At 38.4% G+C, this 20,924-nt stretch carries 18 protein-coding genes; 8 read left to right on the top strand and 10 right to left on the bottom strand.

All coding sequences use genetic code 11. The features are described 5' to 3' along the window. Positions 1–47: 47 nt before the first annotated feature. Positions 48–2,429 carry a TonB-dependent receptor gene (locus WAO84_RS14895; RefSeq protein ID WP_340066794.1) on the bottom strand — a complete coding sequence of 794 codons (2,382 nt, stop codon included), beginning with the start codon at positions 2,427–2,429 and terminating at the stop codon, positions 48–50. Positions 2,430–3,483: 1,054 nt separating this feature from the next. Between WAO84_RS14895 and WAO84_RS14890 the strand changes: the two genes are divergently transcribed. Continuing rightward, positions 3,484–5,589, top strand: a complete 2,106-nt coding sequence (locus WAO84_RS14890; RefSeq protein WP_340066793.1) for a serine hydrolase — start codon at positions 3,484–3,486, stop codon at positions 5,587–5,589. A 77-nt stretch (positions 5,590–5,666) separates the two neighbouring features. On the opposite strand, the gene WAO84_RS14885 is transcribed toward WAO84_RS14890, so the two are convergent. Next, positions 5,667–6,803, bottom strand: a complete 1,137-nt coding sequence (locus WAO84_RS14885; protein WP_340066792.1) for a TlpA family protein disulfide reductase — start codon at positions 6,801–6,803, stop codon at positions 5,667–5,669. Between the two features lie 221 nt (positions 6,804–7,024). On the opposite strand from WAO84_RS14885, the gene WAO84_RS14880 reads away from it, so the two are divergent. Then, positions 7,025–8,224, top strand: a complete 1,200-nt coding sequence (locus WAO84_RS14880; protein WP_340066791.1) for a PDZ domain-containing protein — start codon at positions 7,025–7,027, stop codon at positions 8,222–8,224. Positions 8,225–8,375: 151 nt separating this feature from the next. On the opposite strand, the gene WAO84_RS14875 is transcribed toward WAO84_RS14880, so the two are convergent. The 3 genes from WAO84_RS14875 to WAO84_RS14870 all read right to left on the bottom strand — a co-directional run bounded on the left by WAO84_RS14875 (position 8,376) and on the right by WAO84_RS14870 (position 9,376). Next, on the bottom strand, positions 8,376–8,588 hold the full coding sequence (locus WAO84_RS14875; RefSeq protein ID WP_340066790.1) for a YgaP family membrane protein: 213 nt from the start codon (positions 8,586–8,588) through the stop codon (positions 8,376–8,378). A 159-nt stretch (positions 8,589–8,747) separates the two neighbouring features. After that, on the bottom strand, positions 8,748–8,846 hold the full coding sequence (locus WAO84_RS17230; protein WP_422614491.1) for a hypothetical protein: 99 nt from the start codon (positions 8,844–8,846) through the stop codon (positions 8,748–8,750). Further along, entirely contained in the window at positions 8,825–9,376 is a 552-nt protein-coding gene (locus tag WAO84_RS14870) for a Crp/Fnr family transcriptional regulator (RefSeq protein ID WP_340066789.1), read from the bottom strand. The genes WAO84_RS17230 and WAO84_RS14870 overlap by 22 nt, the downstream gene beginning before the upstream one ends. 223 nt (positions 9,377–9,599) lie before the next feature. On the opposite strand from WAO84_RS14870, the gene WAO84_RS14865 reads away from it, so the two are divergent. Then, positions 9,600–10,241 (top strand): 4'-phosphopantetheinyl transferase family protein, encoded by a 642-nt coding sequence (locus tag WAO84_RS14865; protein WP_340066788.1) that lies wholly within the window; start codon positions 9,600–9,602, stop codon positions 10,239–10,241. On the opposite strand, the gene WAO84_RS14860 is transcribed toward WAO84_RS14865, so the two are convergent. Genes WAO84_RS14860 through WAO84_RS14840 form a run of 5 tightly spaced genes read right to left on the bottom strand, consistent with a single transcriptional unit; the run spans position 10,231 to position 14,879 of the window. Beyond that, positions 10,231–11,391 carry a metal ABC transporter permease gene (locus tag WAO84_RS14860; protein WP_340066787.1) on the bottom strand — a complete coding sequence of 387 codons (1,161 nt, stop codon included), beginning with the start codon at positions 11,389–11,391 and terminating at the stop codon, positions 10,231–10,233. The two genes, WAO84_RS14865 and WAO84_RS14860, sit on opposite strands and share 11 nt — an antisense overlap. Continuing rightward, complete coding sequence (locus WAO84_RS14855; RefSeq protein WP_340066786.1) at positions 11,372–12,511, bottom strand: metal ABC transporter permease; 1,140 nt, start codon at positions 12,509–12,511, stop codon at positions 11,372–11,374. The genes WAO84_RS14860 and WAO84_RS14855 overlap by 20 nt, the downstream gene beginning before the upstream one ends. Positions 12,512–12,525: 14 nt before the next feature. After that, on the bottom strand, positions 12,526–13,281 hold the full coding sequence (locus tag WAO84_RS14850; protein ID WP_340066785.1) for a metal ABC transporter ATP-binding protein: 756 nt from the start codon (positions 13,279–13,281) through the stop codon (positions 12,526–12,528). A 9-nt stretch (positions 13,282–13,290) separates the two neighbouring features. Then, complete coding sequence (locus WAO84_RS14845; protein WP_340066784.1) at positions 13,291–14,229, bottom strand: metal ABC transporter solute-binding protein, Zn/Mn family; 939 nt, start codon at positions 14,227–14,229, stop codon at positions 13,291–13,293. Beyond that, entirely contained in the window at positions 14,226–14,879 is a 654-nt protein-coding gene (locus WAO84_RS14840) for a metal-dependent transcriptional regulator (protein ID WP_340066783.1), read from the bottom strand. The genes WAO84_RS14845 and WAO84_RS14840 overlap by 4 nt, the downstream gene beginning before the upstream one ends. A gap of 103 nt (positions 14,880–14,982) precedes the next feature. On the opposite strand from WAO84_RS14840, the gene WAO84_RS14835 reads away from it, so the two are divergent. From WAO84_RS14835 to WAO84_RS14815, 5 genes are all read left to right on the top strand, one after another. After that, positions 14,983–17,349 (top strand): TonB-dependent receptor, encoded by a 2,367-nt coding sequence (locus tag WAO84_RS14835; RefSeq protein ID WP_340066782.1) that lies wholly within the window; start codon positions 14,983–14,985, stop codon positions 17,347–17,349. A 3-nt stretch (positions 17,350–17,352) separates the two neighbouring features. Next, positions 17,353–17,838: a thioredoxin family protein gene (locus tag WAO84_RS14830; protein WP_340066781.1), complete on the top strand. Its 486-nt coding sequence runs from the start codon at positions 17,353–17,355 to the stop codon at positions 17,836–17,838. A gap of 129 nt (positions 17,839–17,967) precedes the next feature. Next, entirely contained in the window at positions 17,968–18,777 is an 810-nt protein-coding gene (locus WAO84_RS14825) for a sulfite exporter TauE/SafE family protein (RefSeq protein WP_340066780.1), read from the top strand. Positions 18,778–18,944: 167 nt separating this feature from the next. Continuing rightward, complete coding sequence (locus tag WAO84_RS14820; RefSeq protein ID WP_340066779.1) at positions 18,945–20,360, top strand: MBL fold metallo-hydrolase; 1,416 nt, start codon at positions 18,945–18,947, stop codon at positions 20,358–20,360. A 150-nt stretch (positions 20,361–20,510) separates the two neighbouring features. Further along, complete coding sequence (locus WAO84_RS14815; protein WP_340066778.1) at positions 20,511–20,867, top strand: rhodanese-like domain-containing protein; 357 nt, start codon at positions 20,511–20,513, stop codon at positions 20,865–20,867. Positions 20,868–20,924: the final 57 nt, after the last annotated feature.

The raw sequence follows: 20,924 nt of genomic DNA, 5'->3' as shown, positions 1-20,924 counted from the left end.
TTTAATTTTAGGGTTAAAAAAATAGTCATGTTCATATGCTCATAGCTTTAAAAGTGTATAGGTACACTGGCGGAAAACACAATGTTTCGTCCCTGCTCGGGTAAATTGAGCAATCGGTACCGGCTTATATGGTTAAAATAGGCGGTGTTTAAAAGGTTATTGGCACTTACTCTAAACCTGGTAGTTTGTCCAAATAGTTTTATATCAAAACCAAACCCTGCGTTTAAGAGAAAGCTACTTGGGGTGTCTCTTTCGTTCCTATCGGTTCTGTTTTGGGCAAAATTGTATCGGCCCAAGACGAATATGTAGCTATCCCGGAAGACTGTTGATAAGGGTAAAAGGTTATACTCCAGGTTTATTGAGGTAGATGGTTGCGGGGTAAGAGGTAGCGGTAGACGGGTATCCTGATTTAAATTTTGTACGAAATCGGCAGCCAGGTCTGCTTTTAGTCCGAAAGCAAAACGATAACTGCTCATGATCTCAAAGCCATTAAAAACCGCATCATTTTGCCGGTATTGCCACAAAGTACCTCCTGAGGCCAGAAATGAAAAATTTCCGGTAGGAGCCAGGTATATGTAATTGTTATAATACCCGTAAAACGCGGCTATTTCTAAAAAGAAGTTATTAGATTGGTGTACATAGGTCACATCTGCCTGATAGCCTCTTTCCATCTTTAAATCGGGATCACCTAATTCATGCCTGAAATTACCGTGATGTACCCCATTACTGGATAGTTCTATAGCGGTAGGGAACCGGAAACTGTTGCCGAGGTTGAGCTTAAAGAGGTTTCGTGCGTTAAGTCTGTAAGTAGTTCCCAGAGCTCCGCTAAAATTGGAGAACTGTCTGTCAAATTCAGGGGTACGCTCTGTAAAATCACCGGTAGGTTGCAGGGTGCCTCTATCATATACAGGTTGTAAATGGCGCTGGATATCATGACTACCCAAATCATAACGTATGCCGCCATTAACGGTCCATTTTGTAGAGAGGTTCCACAACTGATAATGGAAAAAACCATATTGAAAACTGTTAAAATTTGGTAATAAAAACTCAAAACCATCCCTTTCGTTATTCATATACTGTAATTGAGCCCCAAACAGGAATTGGCGATCTGAATCGGGATTGATCTCATAGCGCATATTGGCCGTATATGTATCCAGATACAGACCGAGTGCCAGATTGCCATTTGCCTGATCGGGTGATACACCATGTGCGCCGGGAAATGATAATTCTTCTCTTATATTATGTTGATATCCCAGATCTACTTCCAAACGGTCAGAACCAATGGAAAGGGTAGTATTACTGGTAACCATATGGTGATGATTTTCCTGCCGGGGTATATCGATATCGCGGAATTCTCCATTGTGTTGCAGATTATAGACCCTGGGTAAACCAATGGCTCCGGTAAATATACCTGCCTTTTGATTGAAACTGGAAAACCGAATACTGGTTTTTATGTTTTGGGTTTTATACCCGGCAACTCCACTAAAATGGATTTCGTTACCTGCAGTATTTTTAAGTCGGTTATCAAAAATGGGAAGATTAAAACCGGCGTACGTAAATTCATCGGAAGGAACGGTATAGTCACCGTAATCCTGATGTGTAATACGGGTACTAAAAAACCACTGGTCTTTTCGGCTTTTCCATTCTATTGAGTTTGAAATGGCACCGTTATTGGTTTGATAACCGGTACTGTAATGCAATACATTTCCGTTTTCGGGCAAAGATTCATTTTCTTTAATGTTGATGACACCTCCCAGTCCGTCTGAACCAAAAAGAAGGGTAGCAGGCCCTTTAATAATATCTACCTGTTCCACATCAAAAGGATCTACTTCGAGCCCGTGATCTGAACCCCATTGTTGCCCTTCACGTTTTATACCTCTGTCGTTTACCAGTATCCTGTTAAAGCCCATACCTCTTATCATGGGTTTGGCAATACCAACACCTACATTCATGGTATTTACACCGGGCAGTGCTGCCAGAGCCCCTGAAAAAGTTCCTGTACTGTTCTTGGAAATAAAATCCTGATCTATGGATACGACCGATTGTGAATTATTGATGACTTCCTGTAAAATACGGGTTTGTACAACTGTTACTTCTTCCAGATCGGTTACTGCATCGGTCATTCGTATTTCCAGTGCAGAGAGTTCTTTTAATGCAGAAAGTTCAACTCGTTCGGTCAGGTAGGCTACATGACTCACTTCTAATAACCGGAAAGCATTTGCATCTCTTCCGGAGAAGCGGAAATACCCGTTCCTGTCTGTAATGGCATATTTTCCGCCAGGATATGCTCTAACGGTTGCAGCTTCTATAGGCTGCCCTTCACCGTTGCGTACGTACCCGTTTATTTCCTGTGCTGAGCATAGATTGTGAACGCAGGCGAACAGGAAAAAGAGTGAGTAATGTAAAAAACTGAATTGAAAGTTTTGCATATAATGTATTTTGACTCTTTAGTTTTAAGAGGAAAATGAACAGTACTCTTTTGTTTGAGCATACCTTTGGTTCATGTTTTTATAGAACCGATACATGTACCTCTAATCTAAAGTGAGCTGATAGCTATACTTTGTAACTGGCGCACCTGCGACAATTGCAGAGTGACACTCAGTAAACAATAATGAAATACGATAAGGGCATGGTGATCACACCATAGACCTTGTGGATAATAAGGATGGTTCTTTTATGAATTTACAAGGGGTAGCCCGCAAAAAATAACATGGAATCCGTTTATGTGATATTAAATGATATTCATAATATCTATTTTAAGGATGGATACATAAAATAAATGCCTGATAAAACATTTATACGGGCCAAAAGAACATATTCCTTTAAGGATTATAAAGCCGGAGGGGGTTTATTGTGGAAGAAAACAGGAGTAACAATACAATGAAGGGGCTCTTCATAAACAAAATTTATTTGTGGATACTGAAAAAATGCATGATTTTTATCTTCAGTATCCGTTGAGGCATTATCAAGATAAGGGGTAAGCTGTTGAGATACTGTTATTATCTCACACAACTCACAGTGAGTGGTCTCATCACTTTCGTTTAAATGTGAAAAAGTATGTGCATTGGCAACCCTTAAAAACAGAAAGGTTGACAAAAAGAAAAATGCGAATATATTTTGTCTAAAGCTTTTTTTCACGTGCTAAAAATAGCAATTTTTAAAATAACATGTAGTTAAAATTCTTCAATAATACATTCCATGTCTTATGCAGGTCAACAGTTTATCTGACAGTTATTTTTACTTTTTGATATAGCTTTTATTTTAAGTAGTGGCTTTACATTTTGCAAATTTTTGTGAATCAATAATTTATCAATAGCCCTATATCATACGAATGACTCCAAAACATTTTTTAAGTGATGTTACGGTACTTAAATGCTCCTGTTTAAAAAACTGTAACAGTTTTTTTAAAATAACATCCTTATATCGAATTGTTTTTCCGGAAAAACATTTTCAAGTACAGACATAAATCTAAACCTATTTAAAATGTATCAAAAGTTAACCAACATTATATCTTTAGGAAGCGAAAACTTTTATGTAAAGTATAAAGTTCTCGTATCACTACTTTTATTATCGTGTTTTTTAGTTGCTTCGGCAGCACTTGCCGATAATATACCAAATAGCACATTTGCATTTTCCAATGGTGAAATGGCTTATGCGTACCCAATCACAAATATTACCGTAGATGGAAATATAGCAGACTGGCCTGAAGAACTAAAAAAGTATTCTATTGAAAAAAGGCCTATTGGTAAAGCTTCTGATGATCCTGGTGATTTTCAGGCATATTTTAAAGTAGGCTACAACGTTTCAGAAAAGGCCTTGTACGTAATGGTTATGGTAACTGATGATGTGTATATTACAGATACAAGAGATACGGCGGGCTGGAATACACAAGATATCCTTAATTTTTACATAAATGAAAATCATGCTCCCGGAGGCTCGGGTGTAGATCTGTACCAGTTTGGAAAAGTTTTTCGAAAAACCAATGATTATAAGGCCAGTTGGGATCCTTCAAAAAAAGAAACGAATTGGGATGATGTAGAAATTGCTTATGTTCAGGAAGGCACTGCTACCATTTATGAGATCAAAGTAAAGCTTAAAAACAAGATTACCAGAAATAAAGCCATAGGTATGGACTTTGTTTTGGTAGATAAAGATATAGATGACGGGAAAAGTAGCAATGCTTACGTTACATGGGGCGAAAAATTGGGAAAAAGTAGTTATCCGGGCAGATTGGGTGATGTGATACTGGCAGGAAGCGCGGTAAAAACAGGAACCGTTAGCGGGAAATTGGTATGGAAAAATAAAGATTCAGACAAATATCCTGAATACGTACGGTTTACCTCTGTCAATACTCCCGGTTTGTGGGTAAATACGCGGGTAGATTCAACAGGAAATTACCGTCTTGATCTTCCTGTTGGTTCATACAAGATCACTCAACCCATTGAAAAGATTACACACAAGGGTGACTTTCATAGAATAGATATCAAAAATACAACCTATACCGTAGAGGTTAAACATGAGAAAGCAGTGTTAGCACCTACAATATATTTAACCACTTTACAAGCTCCGGATCTCATCTCTGATAGAGGTATTCTTCATGAGTTTACCCCTCAAAAAGCAACCATGGTAGATGCATTTGTAGAAAACTATATGGAGTACTATCAGATCCCGGGAGTATCACTGGCGCTCATTAAAGAAGGAAAGTTGATATATCACAAAACATATGGTGTAAGAAGTACCTTTACCCAAGAGAAAGTTGACCATAACACCCTTTTTGAAGCAGCTTCCATATCAAAACCGGTTTTTGGGTTTGCCGTTATGAGGTTGGCAGAACGTGGTATGATAGATATAGATAAACCTTTATATCAATATCTACCTTTTGAAGCGATCGCGCATGATGAACGCTATAAATTAATAACAGCCAGACATGTATTATCACACCAAACCGGATTTCCTAACTGGGCCTATAATAACCCTGATGGTAAGATAGATATTAAGTTTACGCCGGGTACGGGATACGGATACTCGGGAGAAGGGTTTGAATACTTAAAAAGAGTAATACAGCATATAACCCAAAAGCCGATAGATGAAACTTTAAGCGAAGAGGCGATAGGTATTTTTAACCTTGAGAACACGTTTTTTCAGGGGAATGATTATCTGGCCAGAGTAAAAGCAAACGGGCATTATGACGGTCTGGCTTCTTTAAAAGATATGCCGGAAAGTCCGGGAGTAGCTTCAACCATGCACACAGAAGCCAGAACGTTTGCCAACTTTTTAATTGGCATATCTGATCGAAAAGGATTGAAAAAAGAAACGTATGATGAAATGCTTAAAATTCAAACGGTGATACCGGTAGATGAAGAAGACCCATTACCCGAAGGGTACGAGAATTTCTTTGGTTTAGGGCTCGCTCTCAAGAAAACCCCGCTTGGGAAGGCTTTTGGGCATGGAGGGAACAATGGAGATTTTCGCTGCCTTGCAAGGATGTATGAGGAACTTGACATGGGGTTTGTGATATTTACCAACAGTAATACCGGACACTATCTTCACAACGATCTGGAAGCGTTTTTAGTAACCGGTAAACTTTAAATGACTAAATAACCGGAAAAATAACAAAGAGCATAAAACCATCTCAAGGCCGAGATGGTTTTATGTTAATGGTTTATTTATTCTAACACCTTTTTTAGTATTTTGGCAAGGTTTTTCTCTCTTACATCGTTATCCATAGCAATGATCGTTCCCTTACTATCTATTAAAACAGGCTTGGGAATAGCTAAAACCTGAAATTTTTTCACAATATCACTTTCAAAACCATTATCTGTATAAGCACTGTATTCCCAGGGAAAAGGATTTTTGTCTGAATAGGCTCGTAGTTTTTCCAGGTCTTCATCAATTGATATACTCACCACCTGAAAACCCTTATCCTTATATTTCTGGTAGTTTTCTTTAATATTGGGGAATTCATTAATACAGGGTTTACACCAGGTAGCCCAGAAATCAATAAGAGTTACTCTCTGGGTGAGGTTATTATTGGAAAGAAGTTTTTCACTATTTAACAGGGGAACTTCAAAATCAGGAATAGTTTGTCCGGCCGCCAGGGAATTCCAGCTTTTATCTTTCTCAAAAAAACCGTCTGTAAATTTGGGGTTTACCTCAATTTCAGAATACACGGTTTCTACCTGATAGCCGGAAGCGGGTATATCTAATACTTCTTTAAAAGGGAACATTAAACCATTAACTTCCCTGTAATCAGAATAAAACGTAGTCGATTCTCCATAAGGATTGTTGGTTATGTACGCCAGTAGCATTTTGCTCTCTTTGTCAAAAACATATTTTTCTTTTGGTTCTTCTCTGTACAAAATGTAAGTGGCTGTACTGTTGTATATAGTATCTTTCATAGTAAGGTCATCTGCCTTTTCCATGAGTGCGATTATCGGGTTTAATGCTACAGGTTCTCGGGGTATGGCATTCATACCTACATACTCGCCTTTTTGGAATAATACGATCCAGCTTTCGTTTTCTCCTGTTAGAATAATGTTTACAAGCTCATCACCCGTAAATATTTCTTTTTTTTGCAGGTTCGGTTGCTTTGTATTTACAATGACCCGGTTTTGTGCCACTGACTTTCCCTCAATTAATGTATTTATTTCAGAAACCGACTTTTTACCCCGAAAGGAACTCCAGTCTGTACCATTACTGGTGGCTTCCAGGTTTGCATTGAGAACATCGACCGGGAGTTGTATAGGTTTTTCACAAGCATAAAAAATAATAAGAGTAAATGAAAGAAAGATCGTTTTTTTCATGTTTTCAGAGTTTAATAAAAGCGTTTTCGTAAACAATCATCGTATATTTTCATAATCTATGATCATGATTAAAGGTATAAAAAAATGGTAAACATTTAAGATAAACAACTTAAAACAAGGAGCCTGGCAAGGTTTAATACAGAGTTAAAAGTTAAATTTTAAAGATGCAGGCAACCATTTATTAGCAAATGGCTTCTTTATGAATAAGAAAACATACTTATATGATAAGATTTGTTTCATTAATCCTGCTTTTTATTATCAATTCAATATATGGACAAAGTGCCGGAGAAACCTTGCAAATTATCAATTCAGCTAATTTAAGCGATGTTGATTTTTATAAAGAGATCCCTTTTGAAGATCGCTTTGGATATTTCATTATCCCGGTTACCATAGGTAATGATACCTATGAATATATTTTTGACACGGGAGGATATAATACCATTACTTCCTGGGCTATGGAAAAAAATGGTATTGCCACTATTTACGAAGTAGAAGTGGGAAGTGTTAACAGCGTAAAGTCTAAAACAGGACTTACCAAAATACCCGAATTAACCATAGCCGGGCTGAATTTTCGGGAAGTAGGCGCCTTAAATTTTGATTTTCATGAAGCACCCAGAATAAAATGTTATACCAACGGCGGACTCATAGGAAAAGGTATCATTAAAAATGCGATCTGGCAAATTGATTATCAGACTAAAAATATAATAGTGACTGATCGGTTAGATAAACTAACGCATATAGACGGGTCTTTCAGGATAAAGGTAAAACTGGACAAAACATTTAATCCCTTTATAACTCTTAAAATAAATGGAAAAAAAGAATCTTTCCTGTTAGATCTTGGCTATGGAGGATTTATTTCGTTAACTGAAAAAACCGGGCAAAAATATGCCAATGATAAGGTCGTGACGATTGTGGGAGAAGGTTCTATAGGAGCAAACGGAGTTATTCAGGAAGAGAGTTCTGTGATTTTACTTGATAATCTTGAAATTGGAAAACAAACGATCCTGGCACAGGAAGCATATTATACCCCTTCCAATAATTATAACTTAATAGGAAGCGAATTGGCCAAACATTTTATTATCACTTTGAATTTTCAGAATAAAGAAATGTATTTGAAACCGCTAACCAATCCTTACTCTAAACAAGGCAGAACTACTTTTGGCTTTAAACTTAATCGTAATGACCACGGAGTTTATGTGAGCCAGATACAGAAAAACTCCGTGGCAGAGAAAGCAGGAATGGAATTAGAAGATAAGGTTCGCTCAATTAATGGGATATTGCTGGAAACACTTGAGTATTGTGATTTCTATTTCAAAACCCTGAAGGTATTAAAAGGTAATACACCAATTGAGATAGAAGTTCTGCAAAATGGTACATGGAAAACCTTGAAAATTGAGAAAGGGACCATAATAAACCCATAGCTTTTGTGTTCTCTTGAATAAGATGTACACAAAGAAGTAATTGTCAAAAAAACAATTTATACGGAGTAAAGTTCTTGCCGGGTCTTTACCAAAGAGTAAATTTAAAAAACGTGTTCATGCGGGTTGTTTCAAAAGGCATGAACACGCTTTTCTATTGGTTATCCTTAACTGAACAGGAGGATAACCCAAAAGGGGCATAAAGCGGACAAAAACCAACAAAGCTTGTCAATACAAATACACCAGCCAGTACCAAAAGTACAATACCCAGTGTGCCAGCTATAATTCCCTGGTAAAAAAGAATTCCCAAAGCAGCAGCTATTACTATCCTAATAATTCTGTCTGCATTTCCCATATTTTTTTTCATAGTATAAATATTTAATAAAACATTTGAACCAGAAGCACAATAGCAGTGATTATGCACAGGCATAAAATACATACCACTATAAACTTAAATACTTTGTGCTTCATTATTTTATGAGTTAAAAATAACACTGTAAAAACTATTATACAGTGACTAAGGTCACTATACTTCAATTTTTATACTATTGCCAAGTTGTTTTACCTTTCCGTTATTTTCCAGTTTTTTCATGATCCTGCTTACTACTTCTCTGGCTGTACCCAGATCACCTGCAATTTGCTTATGCGATATTTTATAGGGTTATGCCCCAGCAGCTCTGCTTTTTCTTTTAAGTACTCGTAAACGCGTGTATCCATCTTATCAAAAAGAATATGATTAATAGTATCCAGCAGCTCACTATACCGTAAATGATATTGTTGGTAGAACAGTGTATTAAAAGCGGGATATGTATGCAGCCACCCTGATATTTTATCTACAGGCAGCAGGAGTGCTGTTGTGTTCTCGAGAGCTTCTGCAAAAACTTTACTGGGTTCGTTTTGTAAACCGGCGTTAAAGGTCATGATACAGCTTTCATTAGGGCGTATATAGTATAACAACAGGTCTTTTTCCTCATATCTGGCAAATACTTTTATAGCACCGTTGAGAACTATAGGAACTACCTGTACATATTGTCCCTCTCTTAAGATAGTAGTATTTTCAGGGATGTCTTTTACTGAAGAGGCATTGTATATCTCTTTTTTGAGTTCTTCACTCAGGAAGGGTAAATTGGGTAACAAATTAGAGAGATTTGTCATTTTATAAAATATTTATATCCCGATATGGTTTTAGGAGTTGTATATCAGGTAAATTACTAAAAAAAAGTGGTTTACAATGCAAGGTTTTACTTTCACCCGGGTTACGGGTACCCTGGTAAAAAAGAACGTTTTAATAAATATAACTGAACACTTTGTAATTTTCTGTTAGTTTTGTAGGGTGTTACGCCTTTTTAAATATTCTATATAAAACAGCTTACGGGCAATGGTCTATATTTATTATGCCTACATTTCTCAGGAAAGACACACACTTCTTTTCGACCGATATGCTAAAGGATTTCCCCAGGCGTTCATAGAACGGTTATACCGTTTCAGGCGTTGGCAGGATGCCCAATTATCCCTAATAGGGTGGGTGTTGATCCAGAAAGGAATGCAAAAGCTACAAAAAACATTTCGGTACGAAGATCTGCAGTTTACAAAATATAACAAGCCTTATCTGGCTAACGATACTGTGCAGTTTAATATTTCTCATTCGGGAAATATAGTGGTTTGTGCCATCTCTCCCACACATACCATAGGTATAGATGTAGAAGTTATACACGATATTGATCCTGCTGATTTCAAATCTCAAATGACACTTTCTGAGTGGAAAAGTATCATAGGAGCTAAAGATCAACAAAGATGTTTTTTTGAGTATTGGACCCAAAAAGAGTCTGTTATAAAAGCACATGGTATGGGACTTTCCATTCCATTGCAATCATTTGAAGTAAACGATTATGGTACCCGAATAGGGCATATGATTTTTCAAGTAAAAAAAGTGGAGTTGGATAAAGATTACATTTGTCATATTTCATTTCCCGGAGAAATATGTCCTGACATTGCATCACCGGCAGAGATTATCCCCTGAAAAGGAAAAAGCGTTTTTTCATATCCTCAAGAGCGGCACTTTTATTATTGACAATATAATTGATCGCTTCTAAAGTAAAGTCCTCACCTTTTTTGGTGAGCGCTATAATATCGTTTTCAACCGTGATCATATTATTTTTAAAAGCGAGCTCCAATACTGATTTTGATTGTACTTTTTGCCAGTTTATATGCTCATTAAGGTGATTGATATGCCTTTCAGATTCTTCTTCATGATTTTGAAGATGGAGTAACAGGGCCAGCAAATGTACCTCAATACGTTGTCTTCGTTGTCGATAAAGTACCGAGATAAGTCCGTTTTTAGGCGCAGCGAGATAAGTGACCAAGAACAGAATACCCAATACGGTAGTTATAGAACCGGCAATGGAAGCATCCAGCCCATGTGCCAGCCAATATCCTGCGAGTGCTCCTATAATCCCAAACACTACGGATAGTACCAGCATTTTTTTAAGGTCATCGGTCAATAAATAGGCAGTAGCAGGAGGGGCGATCATTAGTGCTATCACTAAAATGGCACCTACGGCATCAAAGGCCCCTACGGTGGTTACCGAAGCCATACTCATGAGACTATAATGAATTATTACCGGAGAAAAGCCGAGAGCAGCTGCCAGTTCGGGGTCAAAGGTGCTTATTTTGAGTTCTTTAAAGAAAATACGTAATAAAATGAGTGTACATAACAAAATCGAGCCAATTACCCAAAGCGATTTGGGCCCCATATCCATACCATTTATGACAAACCTGTCAAAAGGGGCAAAGGCGAGTTCCCCTAGCAGAACGGCATCTATATCAAGGTGTATATCATCTGCATTTTTAGCAATAAGAATCACACCAATACTAAATAAAGCAGGAAATACGAGCCCTATGGCAGTATCTTCTTTTACCAGTCCTGTTTTTTGAATAAATTCAACTATGAGTACCGTGAGTACTCCGGTCATTGCCGCCAAAACAATAAGTAAAGGCGAGTTGAGGTCTTGAGTTAGGAAAAAGCCAGCCACGATACCTGGTAAAATAGAGTGGCTTATGGCATCACTTATCATGGCCATTTTTCGCAACACTAAAAATGTTCCGGGTATGGCGCAGGCTACGGCAACCAGACTGGCAATTAATTGTATTTCAATTTGTGCGCTCGTCATAGGGTATGTCCTGTTGGGTATATAGGTTAACAGCTTTATGATATCCTTTAGGTGTCAGGGACCACATGCCGCTGTGAACTTTAATAAATTCTCGGTTTTCCAGTTTACTCAGGGATCTTCTGGTATATCCCTGAAAGTTGTTAAGTATTTTTACGGCATGGGGATGCGATATATCTTCATGGTCTTTGGCAATATTATACATAAAAGCAAGTGTTTTATGCATTTGAAGATCGTTTCTGTTTTTTTGATAGCGGATCTCACGGAACAGTAAACCTCTCGCCGGTGAAAAAATGAAAGAAATAATAACAAAAAAGGCGGCTACGAGCACAATTACCGGGCCTGTTGAAAGATTATTTGAACTGGCACTAATGGCTGTACCCACTACACCCGATAACGCTCCGAACAGCGCACCCAGGAAAATCATTATTCCTAACCGGTTAGTCCATTGGCGAGCCGCTGCTGCCGGTGCCAGTAACATAGCACTCATAAGTACTACGCCTACTGTTTGCAGTCCCATTACAATGGCAATTACAATAAATGAAGTGATAAGAATGTCCAGAAAACGCGTATTAAACCCCAGGGATTTAGCATAATCTACGTCAAAAAGCAAAAGTTTTAGCTCTTTCCAGAAAATCAATAATACTAATAAACTAACTCCTGTTACGATACACATAAACCATACATCGCTCTCAACCAGTGTAGCAGCCTGCCCAAACAGGTATGTATCCAGGCCTGCCTGGTTGGCATCGGGCATTTTTTGAATAAATGTGAGCAATAAAATTCCAAATCCAAAAAATAGAGATAAAATAAGCCCCAGGGCAGTATCTGATTTTAAGCGTGTTTTAGTAACGATACCGCGTATCCAGAAAGCACCTATCAATCCGCTAACAAGTGCTCCTGTCATTAATACGGTACCTGTTTTGGCGCCTGTAAAAAGAAATGCAAGAGCAATACCAGGTAATGCAGCGTGTGAGATAGCATCTCCCAAAAGGCTCTGCCTGCGCAGTACGGCAAAGCTTCCCAACATTCCACAAACGGCTCCCAGTACCGCTGTGCCCAAAGTAATGGTGCGAAGGGTATAATCGTTAAAAAGCTGTAACAGGTATTCTTCGAAGCTCATGTGTTGCTTTTGGGTTAGGGTTGTATGCTCACTTTATAATTAATTCCATACGTTTGGGTAAGGTTGTTATCATTAAAAATATCTTTTACGGGGCCGGTGGCAATCTTTTTTACATTTAGAAAGGTCACCCAGTCAAAATATTCGGGTACTGTTTGCAGATCATGATGCACCACAATTACGGTCTTGCCTTCTTCTCTAAGGTCTTTTAACAGTCGTATAATGGCTTTTTCGGTGGTGGCATCTACTCCCTGAAAAGGTTCATCCATAAGGTATATCATTGCATCCTGAACCAGTGCCCTTGCAAGAAATATACGCTGCTGTTGTCCGCCACTTAACTGACTTATCTGTCTTGATTTAAACTCCAGCATGCCTACTTTTTCCAGGGCTTCGAGTGCTTCTTTTTTTTCTTTTTGCCCGGGCCTTCGTATCCATCCTAGTTTTCCGTAGGTGCCCATCATTACCACATCCAGGGCTGTGGTAGGGAAATCCCAGTCAACACTTCCTTTTTGCGGGACATAAGCCACCAAATGATTTTGTTTTTTATAAGGTTTCCCAAAAATGGCAACACTTCCTGCTATGGGTTTGATAATATCAAGAATAGCCTTTATTAAGGTTGATTTTCCCGCACCATTAGGTCCTACAATTGCCATAAGTACGCCTTCTGGTATGTCGAGATCAATATCCCAAAGCACAGGTTTGTAGTTATATGCTACCGTGAGGTCATTTATGCTTATAGCTATAGAGGGTTGTTTGTAAGGTGTTGCGATCATATACTTTTTTTACTTAAGCGCATTTACAATAGTGTTTACATTATACCTGAACATACCTGTATAGGTTCCCTCGGGAGTTCCGGGATTACCCAAAGCGTCAGAATATAAAGTACCGCCAATGGTTACATTATGTCCTTTAGACCGAACCGCAGCCTGAAGTGCTTCTATGGTTTTGCGTGGAACTGAACTTTCTACAAAAATGGCTTTGATCTTATGCGTGATTATAAAGTCTGAAAGTTTCTGTACATCCTGTACACCTGCTTCGGTAGCGGTAGAAAGTCCCTGGAGCCCTACCACTTCAAAACCGTAGGCATTTCCAAAATAGTTAAAGGCATCATGAGCCGTCACAAGAATCCTTTTTTCTTCAGGCAATTCTTCTATAATCTTACCAATATCCTGTTCTAACCGGTTGAGCTCCTGAAGAAATTCTTGTCCGTTTTTTTCAAACACACTTGCATTTGAAGGATCTGATTGTTTTAATGTATTAATTACCAGCAGAGTGATCTTTTTCCAGAAACGGATATTAAACCAAATATGCGGATCATAATTAGACGCGAAATACTCAGAACGTATTAACTTATCCTTTTCAAGTGTATGCGCCACCGCTACGGTGTGTATATTCTGGGTATTCATTTTTTCAAATATATCTACCAGTTTGCCTTCCAGGTGCAAGCCGTTATAAAATACGAGATCTGCTCGAAACAGTTTGTTTACATCTCCTTCACTGGCCCTGTACAGATGAGGATCTACACCACTGCCCATGAGCCCGTTTACGTGAATAGCATCGCCACCAATAGTGGTAACAAGATCAGTGAGCATTGTAGTGGTAGTAACTACCTGTAACATGCTGTTATCTTTTGTGGTAGCTGACTTTTTACAGGAAATAAGCGCTAAAAACATTCCTGCGACAAGAAAGTTTTTTCGAGATGAGAAAAAAGAACAGGTCATAATTTTTGAATGTAAATGTTTTGAGCTACTATGGCAGAAACTGTTAATTCTCTGCCGTTATTAAAAATGCTCATAGATTGATCAAAAGACTCTTTACTAATAACCTCTATGGTATTTCCCAGTCCTATATGTAGTTTATCAAGGTATTTTAAAAACTCTGAAGAAGTGTCGGCAACCCCCACGCAAATACCTTTGTCATTTTTTTGACAGGCAGATAAGGTGGTTTTTGATAGTGTTTTTATATTGCCTTCATGATCGGGAATAGGGTCTCCGTGAGGGTCCCTGTCGGGATACTCTAAAAACTTATCCAGCTCTTTTATAAGTTTTTCAGATTTGATATGCTCGAGCTGCTCGGCAACATCATGCACTTCATCCCAGGCAAAATTTAGTTTTTTTACTAAAAAAACTTCCCATAAACGGTGCTTACGCACTATCCTGGCAGCATATAAATGACCTTCACGGGTTAGTTTAACACCCTGGTATTTCTTATATATGACAAGTTTTTTTTCCGATAATTTTTTCAGCATATCTGTCACCGAAGATGCCTTAGTGTCCATCTGTTCAGCAATAGCATTGGTAGGCACACCATCTTTATAGTTCCGGGAAAGATGATAGATCGCTTTTAAGTAATTCTCTTCGGAAAGCGTCATGAATTTTTCTTTTATACAAAAATATCATTTTTTTTACTAATAAATTAATTTTTAGATTAAACTAAATTTTTATTTACCTTTGCAAAAAAAAGAAACAGCTTTTATGAGAACTTTTAGTTTAGTATTACTACTATTATTTACCTATACACAACTTGATGCACAAGCGGGAGGTATTCAGGGTACAATTTCCTCCGCGGATGAACGCCTGGCTTTTGCTTCAGTAATGCTAAAAGGAGAAAAGATCTCAAAAGGAGTAACAGCCGATGAGAACGGTTATTTTCAGTTTACAGACCTTTCATCTGGTGATTATAAGGTTACAGTGGTTGCTATGGGATACCGGCGTGCCACAAAATATGTATCCATTTTTTCAGGTAAAACCGTTCAACTGGATTTTGATCTGCAGGAAGACCGGCTCAACTTAGATCAGGTAGTGGTAAGTGCTACCCGAAACAGTGTAAACCGACAGGACGCTCCTGTAGTAGTGAATGTTTTAGGCTCTAAACTCTTTAATGCGACCCAGTCTCTTTCACTGGCAGAAGGGCTCAATTTTTCTACGGGAGTACGAGTAGAAAATAATTGTCAGAATTGCGGTTTTACACAAGTACGGCTTAACGGGCTTGAAGGAAGCTATACTCAGGTGCTGGTAAATAGCCGCCCGGTTTTTAGCGCACTTAACAGTGTTTACGGATTGGAGCAAATACCTGCTAATATTATAGATCGCGTTGAGGTTGTTCGCAGTGGAGGGTCTGCTTTGTATGGATCTAATGCCATTGCCGGAACCGTAAATATTATTACCAAAGACCCTATATTGAACTCCTGGGAAATAGGCAGTAATTTTGCATTAATAAATGGAAATACACCTGATAGGCTGCTTAACTTCAACACCTCTATGGTTGCAGACGATTTGCAAAGTGGTGTGACTTTTTTTGGTATGTTCAGAGACCGGGAGGAGTTTGATGCCAATGATGACGGATTCACTGAAATTACCACATTAGTTAACAATACCTTAGGTGCCAAAGCCTACTGGAAGCCCACGGAGCTTAGCCGACTTTCGGTAGATCTAACTACTATAACCGAATACCGAAGAGGAGGAGATCGTCTTAATCTGGCTCCCCACCTGACAGATATTACAGAAGAACTGGATCATACCACTTTTTTAGGGGGTATTAACTACGATATTCAAAATCAAGATCTTTCCAACCGTTTATCAGTATATGCATCTACACAGTACACCAATCGCGATAGTTATTATGGCGGATTAGGGGGCGGACGCACCAGACAGGACAGCTTACTGGCACTTAATGCTTATGGAAACACCAAGGATCTTGCCATAGTAGGTGGGATTCAGTTTACCCGAAAATTCAAAAATGAGGACGTATTAACAGTGGGAACTGAGTATAACGTGTCTGATATAGAAGATAATATAGAGGGGTACAACCGTCTTATAGACCAACAGGTAAACACACTGGGATCATACGTACAATATGAATGGAAACCTGTTGAAAAATTCACAGCCCTTCTGGGTACCCGGTTTGATTATATAAATGTTGACGGACGATATGAGATTGGAGGAATTGACAGAAACGCTTCAGCAGACCAGGGCGTATTGAGCCCCAGAGTTACTTTTATGTACGATGTAAACAAAGACGTTCGTTTAAGGGCCGGGTATGCTCGCGGTTTTCGTGCTCCGCAGGCGTTTAATGAAGATTTACACATATCATCGGTAGGAGGGGAGCCTCAGTTTGTAATACTTTCCGAGGATCTTGAAACAGAGTTTTCCAATGCATATACTGCATCTTTAAATTACAGTAAAAATTTCAAAAAAGTTCAGACCAACTTTTTACTGGAAGGTTTTTTTACAGAACTTCAAAACCCTTTTACACTGGTAAGTACGGGAGCTGTACTTGAAAACGGTTCTATTTTAGAAGAAGTTCGTAACGGCTCAGGAGCTAATGTATATGGTGCTAATTTTGAAATAGGAGTATCACCTAATGAAAAATGGCAATTTCAACTCGGCGGGACCCTTCAGCGTTCTGAATATGAAGAAACACAAATACTGTTTGAATCAGATGGTAGTTTTCAGGGAGAGACCGATGTAGTAACAGATGAATTTGTTAGAAACCCTAATTTTTACGGGTACTTCAATACTTCCTGGACACCGGGAAAAGAATTTAATGTAGCATTGACAGGAACCTATACCGGCAGTATGATAGTTCCCAGGGTAATAAGCGAGTCTGGCTTTCTGGACCTGGTAGATGCAGACCCGTTTTTGGACCTAAATATAAAAATGGAGTATCACGTAGATTTTTCGGAAGACATACACGCTACTTTTAGCGGAGGGGTTCGAAATGTGTTTAACAGTTTTCAGGATGATTTTGATACAGGCCCTGAAAGAGATTCAGATTATATTTATGGCCCTGCACTGCCAAGAACCTTTTTTATAGGAGTTAAGTTTGGAAAATTACATTAAAGCATGCGTTATAAAAAGCTGGTATTTACACTTCTTCTTACAGGTTTCTTTTTAAACCATGCCTTAAAGGCACAGGGAACAGAAGAAATTACATGGCTTAATTTTACACAGTTGGAAGACTCTTTAAAAAAGAAACCAAAAAAGGTATTAATCTCTTTTTATGCTGACTGGTGCAACTACTGTAAAAAGATGGAACGCGTAGCTTTTTCAAAAAAAGAAATTATCAAAACATTGCGGGATTCATATTATGCAGTTCGTATGAATGTAGAATCAACCGATACTATTGTCTTTGACGGCCGAATTTTTAATAATCCCCAGCATAAAGTCCAGCGTAATGCCATTCACGAGATCCCTTTACTGCTTGCCAGCAGGGAGGGATCTCCTTTTTCACTTCCGGCAATGGTTATTCTTACCGAAGAATTTACGGTTCGTGACAGGTACTTTGGTTATCAACCCCCTGAAAAGCTCATAAAAGCTTTGCAAAAGTAAATACCTTACTTTCGCAAAGTTTTTAGTACCCTATCTTTTATTTACGGTATGCTGTACCGTATTTATATTATTCATTGGTATGTAACCTTTGTTACTGTCTGTTTTGTTTGTGCCGGTTACATTTGGCATATGCTTGATTTATTAGAAATTGCCGGTTACATCGGGGCACTTATCATAGGAATTACGTTGGGCCTTATTGGAGGCGGGGGCTCTATTTTAACCGTTCCTGTACTGGTATATCTATTGCATATAAATCCTGTTACCGCTACGGCTTACTCTCTGTTTGTAGTAGGGGTGTCTTCTTTAGTTGGGGCTTTGCAAAACATTAAAAAAGGACTGGTTGATTTTCGCACTGCGATCGTTTTCTCAATTCCTGCTTTTATTTCAGTATATCTTACCAGAAAGTATTTATTACCCGCACTTCCTGAAGAAATGTTTACCGTAGGAAGCCTTATCATTACTAAAGACATCGCCATTATGGTGTTTTTTGCCCTTATTATGCTACTTGCTTCTTTCTCCATGATACGTGGTAAATGCAAAAATTGTGACGACGATAACTCAAAAGTAATTTATAATTATCCTTTAATAGTTTTAGAGGGGTTGTTAGTGGGGGTACTTACCGGTATTGTAGGGGCTGGCGGTGGGTTTCTTATCATTCCTGCTTTGGTAATGCTTGCCAGGCTACCCATGAAAAAGGCAGTAGCAACTTCATTGCTTATTATCGCAATTAAGTCATTAATAGGGTTTATAGGTGATGTTGAGAATTTAACGATTGCCTGGGATTTTCTATTGAGCTTTACACTTGTTTCTGTACTAGGTATTTTTCTGGGAGTATGGCTTAACCGGTTTATTAAAGGCAGTAAACTTAAAAAAGGGTTCGGGTGGTTTACTTTGTTGATGGGCGTATATATTTTGATCAAAGAACTTGTTATAAGTTAGATTGATTATACCGCACATATTTAGTTGCAAACAGTTAATAAACGGCCATCATTAGCAACACCTTGTGTGAAAAAAATGTTAAAAGTGCGTAATGTAACAAATGTCACTGTATAGGTGTACACAGTTATTTACTTTAGTACAAACCTAATGATAAAATAACAGTAATTATGAAAGTAGAACAAATTTATACAGGGTGTCTCGCACATGCTGCTTACTATCTCGAAAGTAAAGGCGAAGCAGCTGTATTTGATCCGCTCCGGGAAGTGGAACCCTACTTAGAACGCGCCAAAAAAGATAACGCTACCATTAAATATGTATTTGAAACTCACTTTCATGCAGATTTTGTGAGTGGGCATCTCGACCTTAGAAAAAAGGCAGGGTCTGAGATTGTATTTGGTCCTACCGCAAAACCAGGGTATGAAGCGATAGTAGCCAGTGACGGGCAGATCTTTGAAGTGGGGGATTATAAAGTAAAAGTGATTCATACTCCCGGACATACTATGGAGAGTACTACCTATTTATTAATAGATGAAGAAGGAAAAGAACATGGTATTATAACAGGAGACACACTTTTTATAGGTGATGTAGGAAGACCAGACCTTGCCCAACACGTGGTTTCAGAACTTACCGAAGAGAAACTTGCCGGGCACCTTTACGATTCACTTCGTAACAAGATTATGCCACTTAGTGACCATCTCATTATCTATCCCAATCACGGAGCAGGTTCGGCATGTGGCAAGATGATGAGCAAAGAAACTACAGATACCCTGGGGCATCAGAAAAAAGTGAATTATGCATTAAACCCTGAACTTTCCAAAGAAGAATTTGTAAAAGTGCTTCTTGAAGGGTTAACCACTCCTCCCGGGTACTTCCCTCAGAATGTGTTGATGAACATTAAAGGGTATGAGAGCCTGGATACCATTATCGAAAGAGGCACCCGGCCACTCTCTGCCGAAGCTTTTGAGGCAGCAGCCAACGAAACCCGCGCATTGATGCTGGATACACGCAAGGCCGCAGATTTTGCAAAAGGTTTTATTCCTAACAGCATTAATATTGGACTGGAAGGTAGTTTTGCGCAGTGGGTAGGAGAGATGATACCCGATGTAAAACAACAAATATTACTTATAACAGATCCGGGTAAAGAAGAAGAAGCCATTACAAGACTTTCCAGAGTAGGTTATGACAATACCATTGGATATCTGGAGGGTGGATTTGAAAGCTGGAAGAAAGCAAATAAAGAAACCGATCAGGTAAATAGAATTAATGCTAAAAAACTGGAGACTATTTACAAAGATGAAGCTCCAATGGTGATTGATATACGAAAAAAGAGTGAATATGATTCAGAACACCTTATAGAGGCCGTGAACGTTCCGTTAAATGAGATAAATACTCATTTATCAGAGTTCCCAAAAGACAAACCTTTTGTTCTGCATTGTGGCGGAGGATATCGAAGTATGATAGCCGCTTCCATATTAAAACAGCGTGGCTGGGATAATTTTGTAGATGTAGAAGACGGGTTTGATGGGATCTCAGAAACCAGTTTGCCCAAATCCGATTATATAGCTCCCACTACTATGTTATAAAGATAAACAGTTAACAAAAGGAATTCACAAATTCGTTTTTATATACACTTAGAGAAGTGTATAATTTCTGAGTTGTTTTTAAGTTGGTTGATATGTAAGCAGCCATGTAATTATATGGCTGCTTATTTTTATAAAGTAAGAAAACAGTACATGAGTATTTTAAATTTATTTTTCAAGAAAAAAAACAGTACAAAGGTAGATGTGCAGGTATTACCTACAGAAGCGTATCAAAAAGCAATAAAAGATAACCAGATATTGCTGGTAGATGTTCGTACACCCGGAGAATACAGACAGGGCCATATAGCAAAGGCCATCAACCTCAATATATTTAACCGGGGGGCTTTTAAGAGCCATTTTGAGAAAATAGCCAGAAATACACCTGTGTATCTCTATTGCAGATCAGGTCAACGAAGTCAGCAGGCAGCCAGATTACTGGCCAAAATGGGCTTTACACAGCTTTTTGACCTTAGAGGAGGCTATATCGCATGGCAACGTGACATACAATAGTACAGATGCAATTTTTACCAGGCTTCCCCAAATACTTTGTTGAAGGCATTCATTATA

Origin of the sequence: Ascidiimonas aurantiaca, from assembly GCF_037646345.1 — a bacterium.
GTDB classification, from domain to species: domain Bacteria; phylum Bacteroidota; class Bacteroidia; order Flavobacteriales; family Flavobacteriaceae; genus Ascidiimonas; species Ascidiimonas aurantiaca.
The sequence above is the reverse complement of the archived record's forward strand: the minus strand, read 5'-3'. Positions and strand labels throughout refer to the sequence as shown.

Excerpts from the sequence above, each read along its gene's own strand:
- WAO84_RS14895 (WP_340066794.1), bottom strand. The coding sequence starts at position 2,429 with ATGCAAAACTTTCAATTCAGTTTTTTACATTACTCACTCTTTTTCCTG.
- WAO84_RS14890 (WP_340066793.1), top strand. The coding sequence starts at position 3,484 with ATGTATCAAAAGTTAACCAACATTATATCTTTAGGAAGCGAAAACTTT.
- WAO84_RS14885 (WP_340066792.1), bottom strand. The coding sequence starts at position 6,803 with ATGAAAAAAACGATCTTTCTTTCATTTACTCTTATTATTTTTTATGCT.
- WAO84_RS14880 (WP_340066791.1), top strand. The coding sequence starts at position 7,025 with ATGATAAGATTTGTTTCATTAATCCTGCTTTTTATTATCAATTCAATA.
- WAO84_RS14875 (WP_340066790.1), bottom strand. The coding sequence starts at position 8,588 with ATGAAAAAAAATATGGGAAATGCAGACAGAATTATTAGGATAGTAATA.
- WAO84_RS14870 (WP_340066789.1), bottom strand. The coding sequence starts at position 9,376 with ATGACAAATCTCTCTAATTTGTTACCCAATTTACCCTTCCTGAGTGAA.
- WAO84_RS14865 (WP_340066788.1), top strand. The coding sequence starts at position 9,600 with ATGGTCTATATTTATTATGCCTACATTTCTCAGGAAAGACACACACTT.
- WAO84_RS14860 (WP_340066787.1), bottom strand. The coding sequence starts at position 11,391 with ATGACGAGCGCACAAATTGAAATACAATTAATTGCCAGTCTGGTTGCC.
- WAO84_RS14855 (WP_340066786.1), bottom strand. The coding sequence starts at position 12,511 with ATGAGCTTCGAAGAATACCTGTTACAGCTTTTTAACGATTATACCCTT.
- WAO84_RS14850 (WP_340066785.1), bottom strand. The coding sequence starts at position 13,281 with ATGATCGCAACACCTTACAAACAACCCTCTATAGCTATAAGCATAAAT.
- WAO84_RS14845 (WP_340066784.1), bottom strand. The coding sequence starts at position 14,229 with ATGACCTGTTCTTTTTTCTCATCTCGAAAAAACTTTCTTGTCGCAGGA.
- WAO84_RS14840 (WP_340066783.1), bottom strand. The coding sequence starts at position 14,879 with ATGACGCTTTCCGAAGAGAATTACTTAAAAGCGATCTATCATCTTTCC.
- WAO84_RS14835 (WP_340066782.1), top strand. The coding sequence starts at position 14,983 with ATGAGAACTTTTAGTTTAGTATTACTACTATTATTTACCTATACACAA.
- WAO84_RS14830 (WP_340066781.1), top strand. The coding sequence starts at position 17,353 with ATGCGTTATAAAAAGCTGGTATTTACACTTCTTCTTACAGGTTTCTTT.
- WAO84_RS14825 (WP_340066780.1), top strand. The coding sequence starts at position 17,968 with ATGCTTGATTTATTAGAAATTGCCGGTTACATCGGGGCACTTATCATA.
- WAO84_RS14820 (WP_340066779.1), top strand. The coding sequence starts at position 18,945 with ATGAAAGTAGAACAAATTTATACAGGGTGTCTCGCACATGCTGCTTAC.
- WAO84_RS14815 (WP_340066778.1), top strand. The coding sequence starts at position 20,511 with ATGAGTATTTTAAATTTATTTTTCAAGAAAAAAAACAGTACAAAGGTA.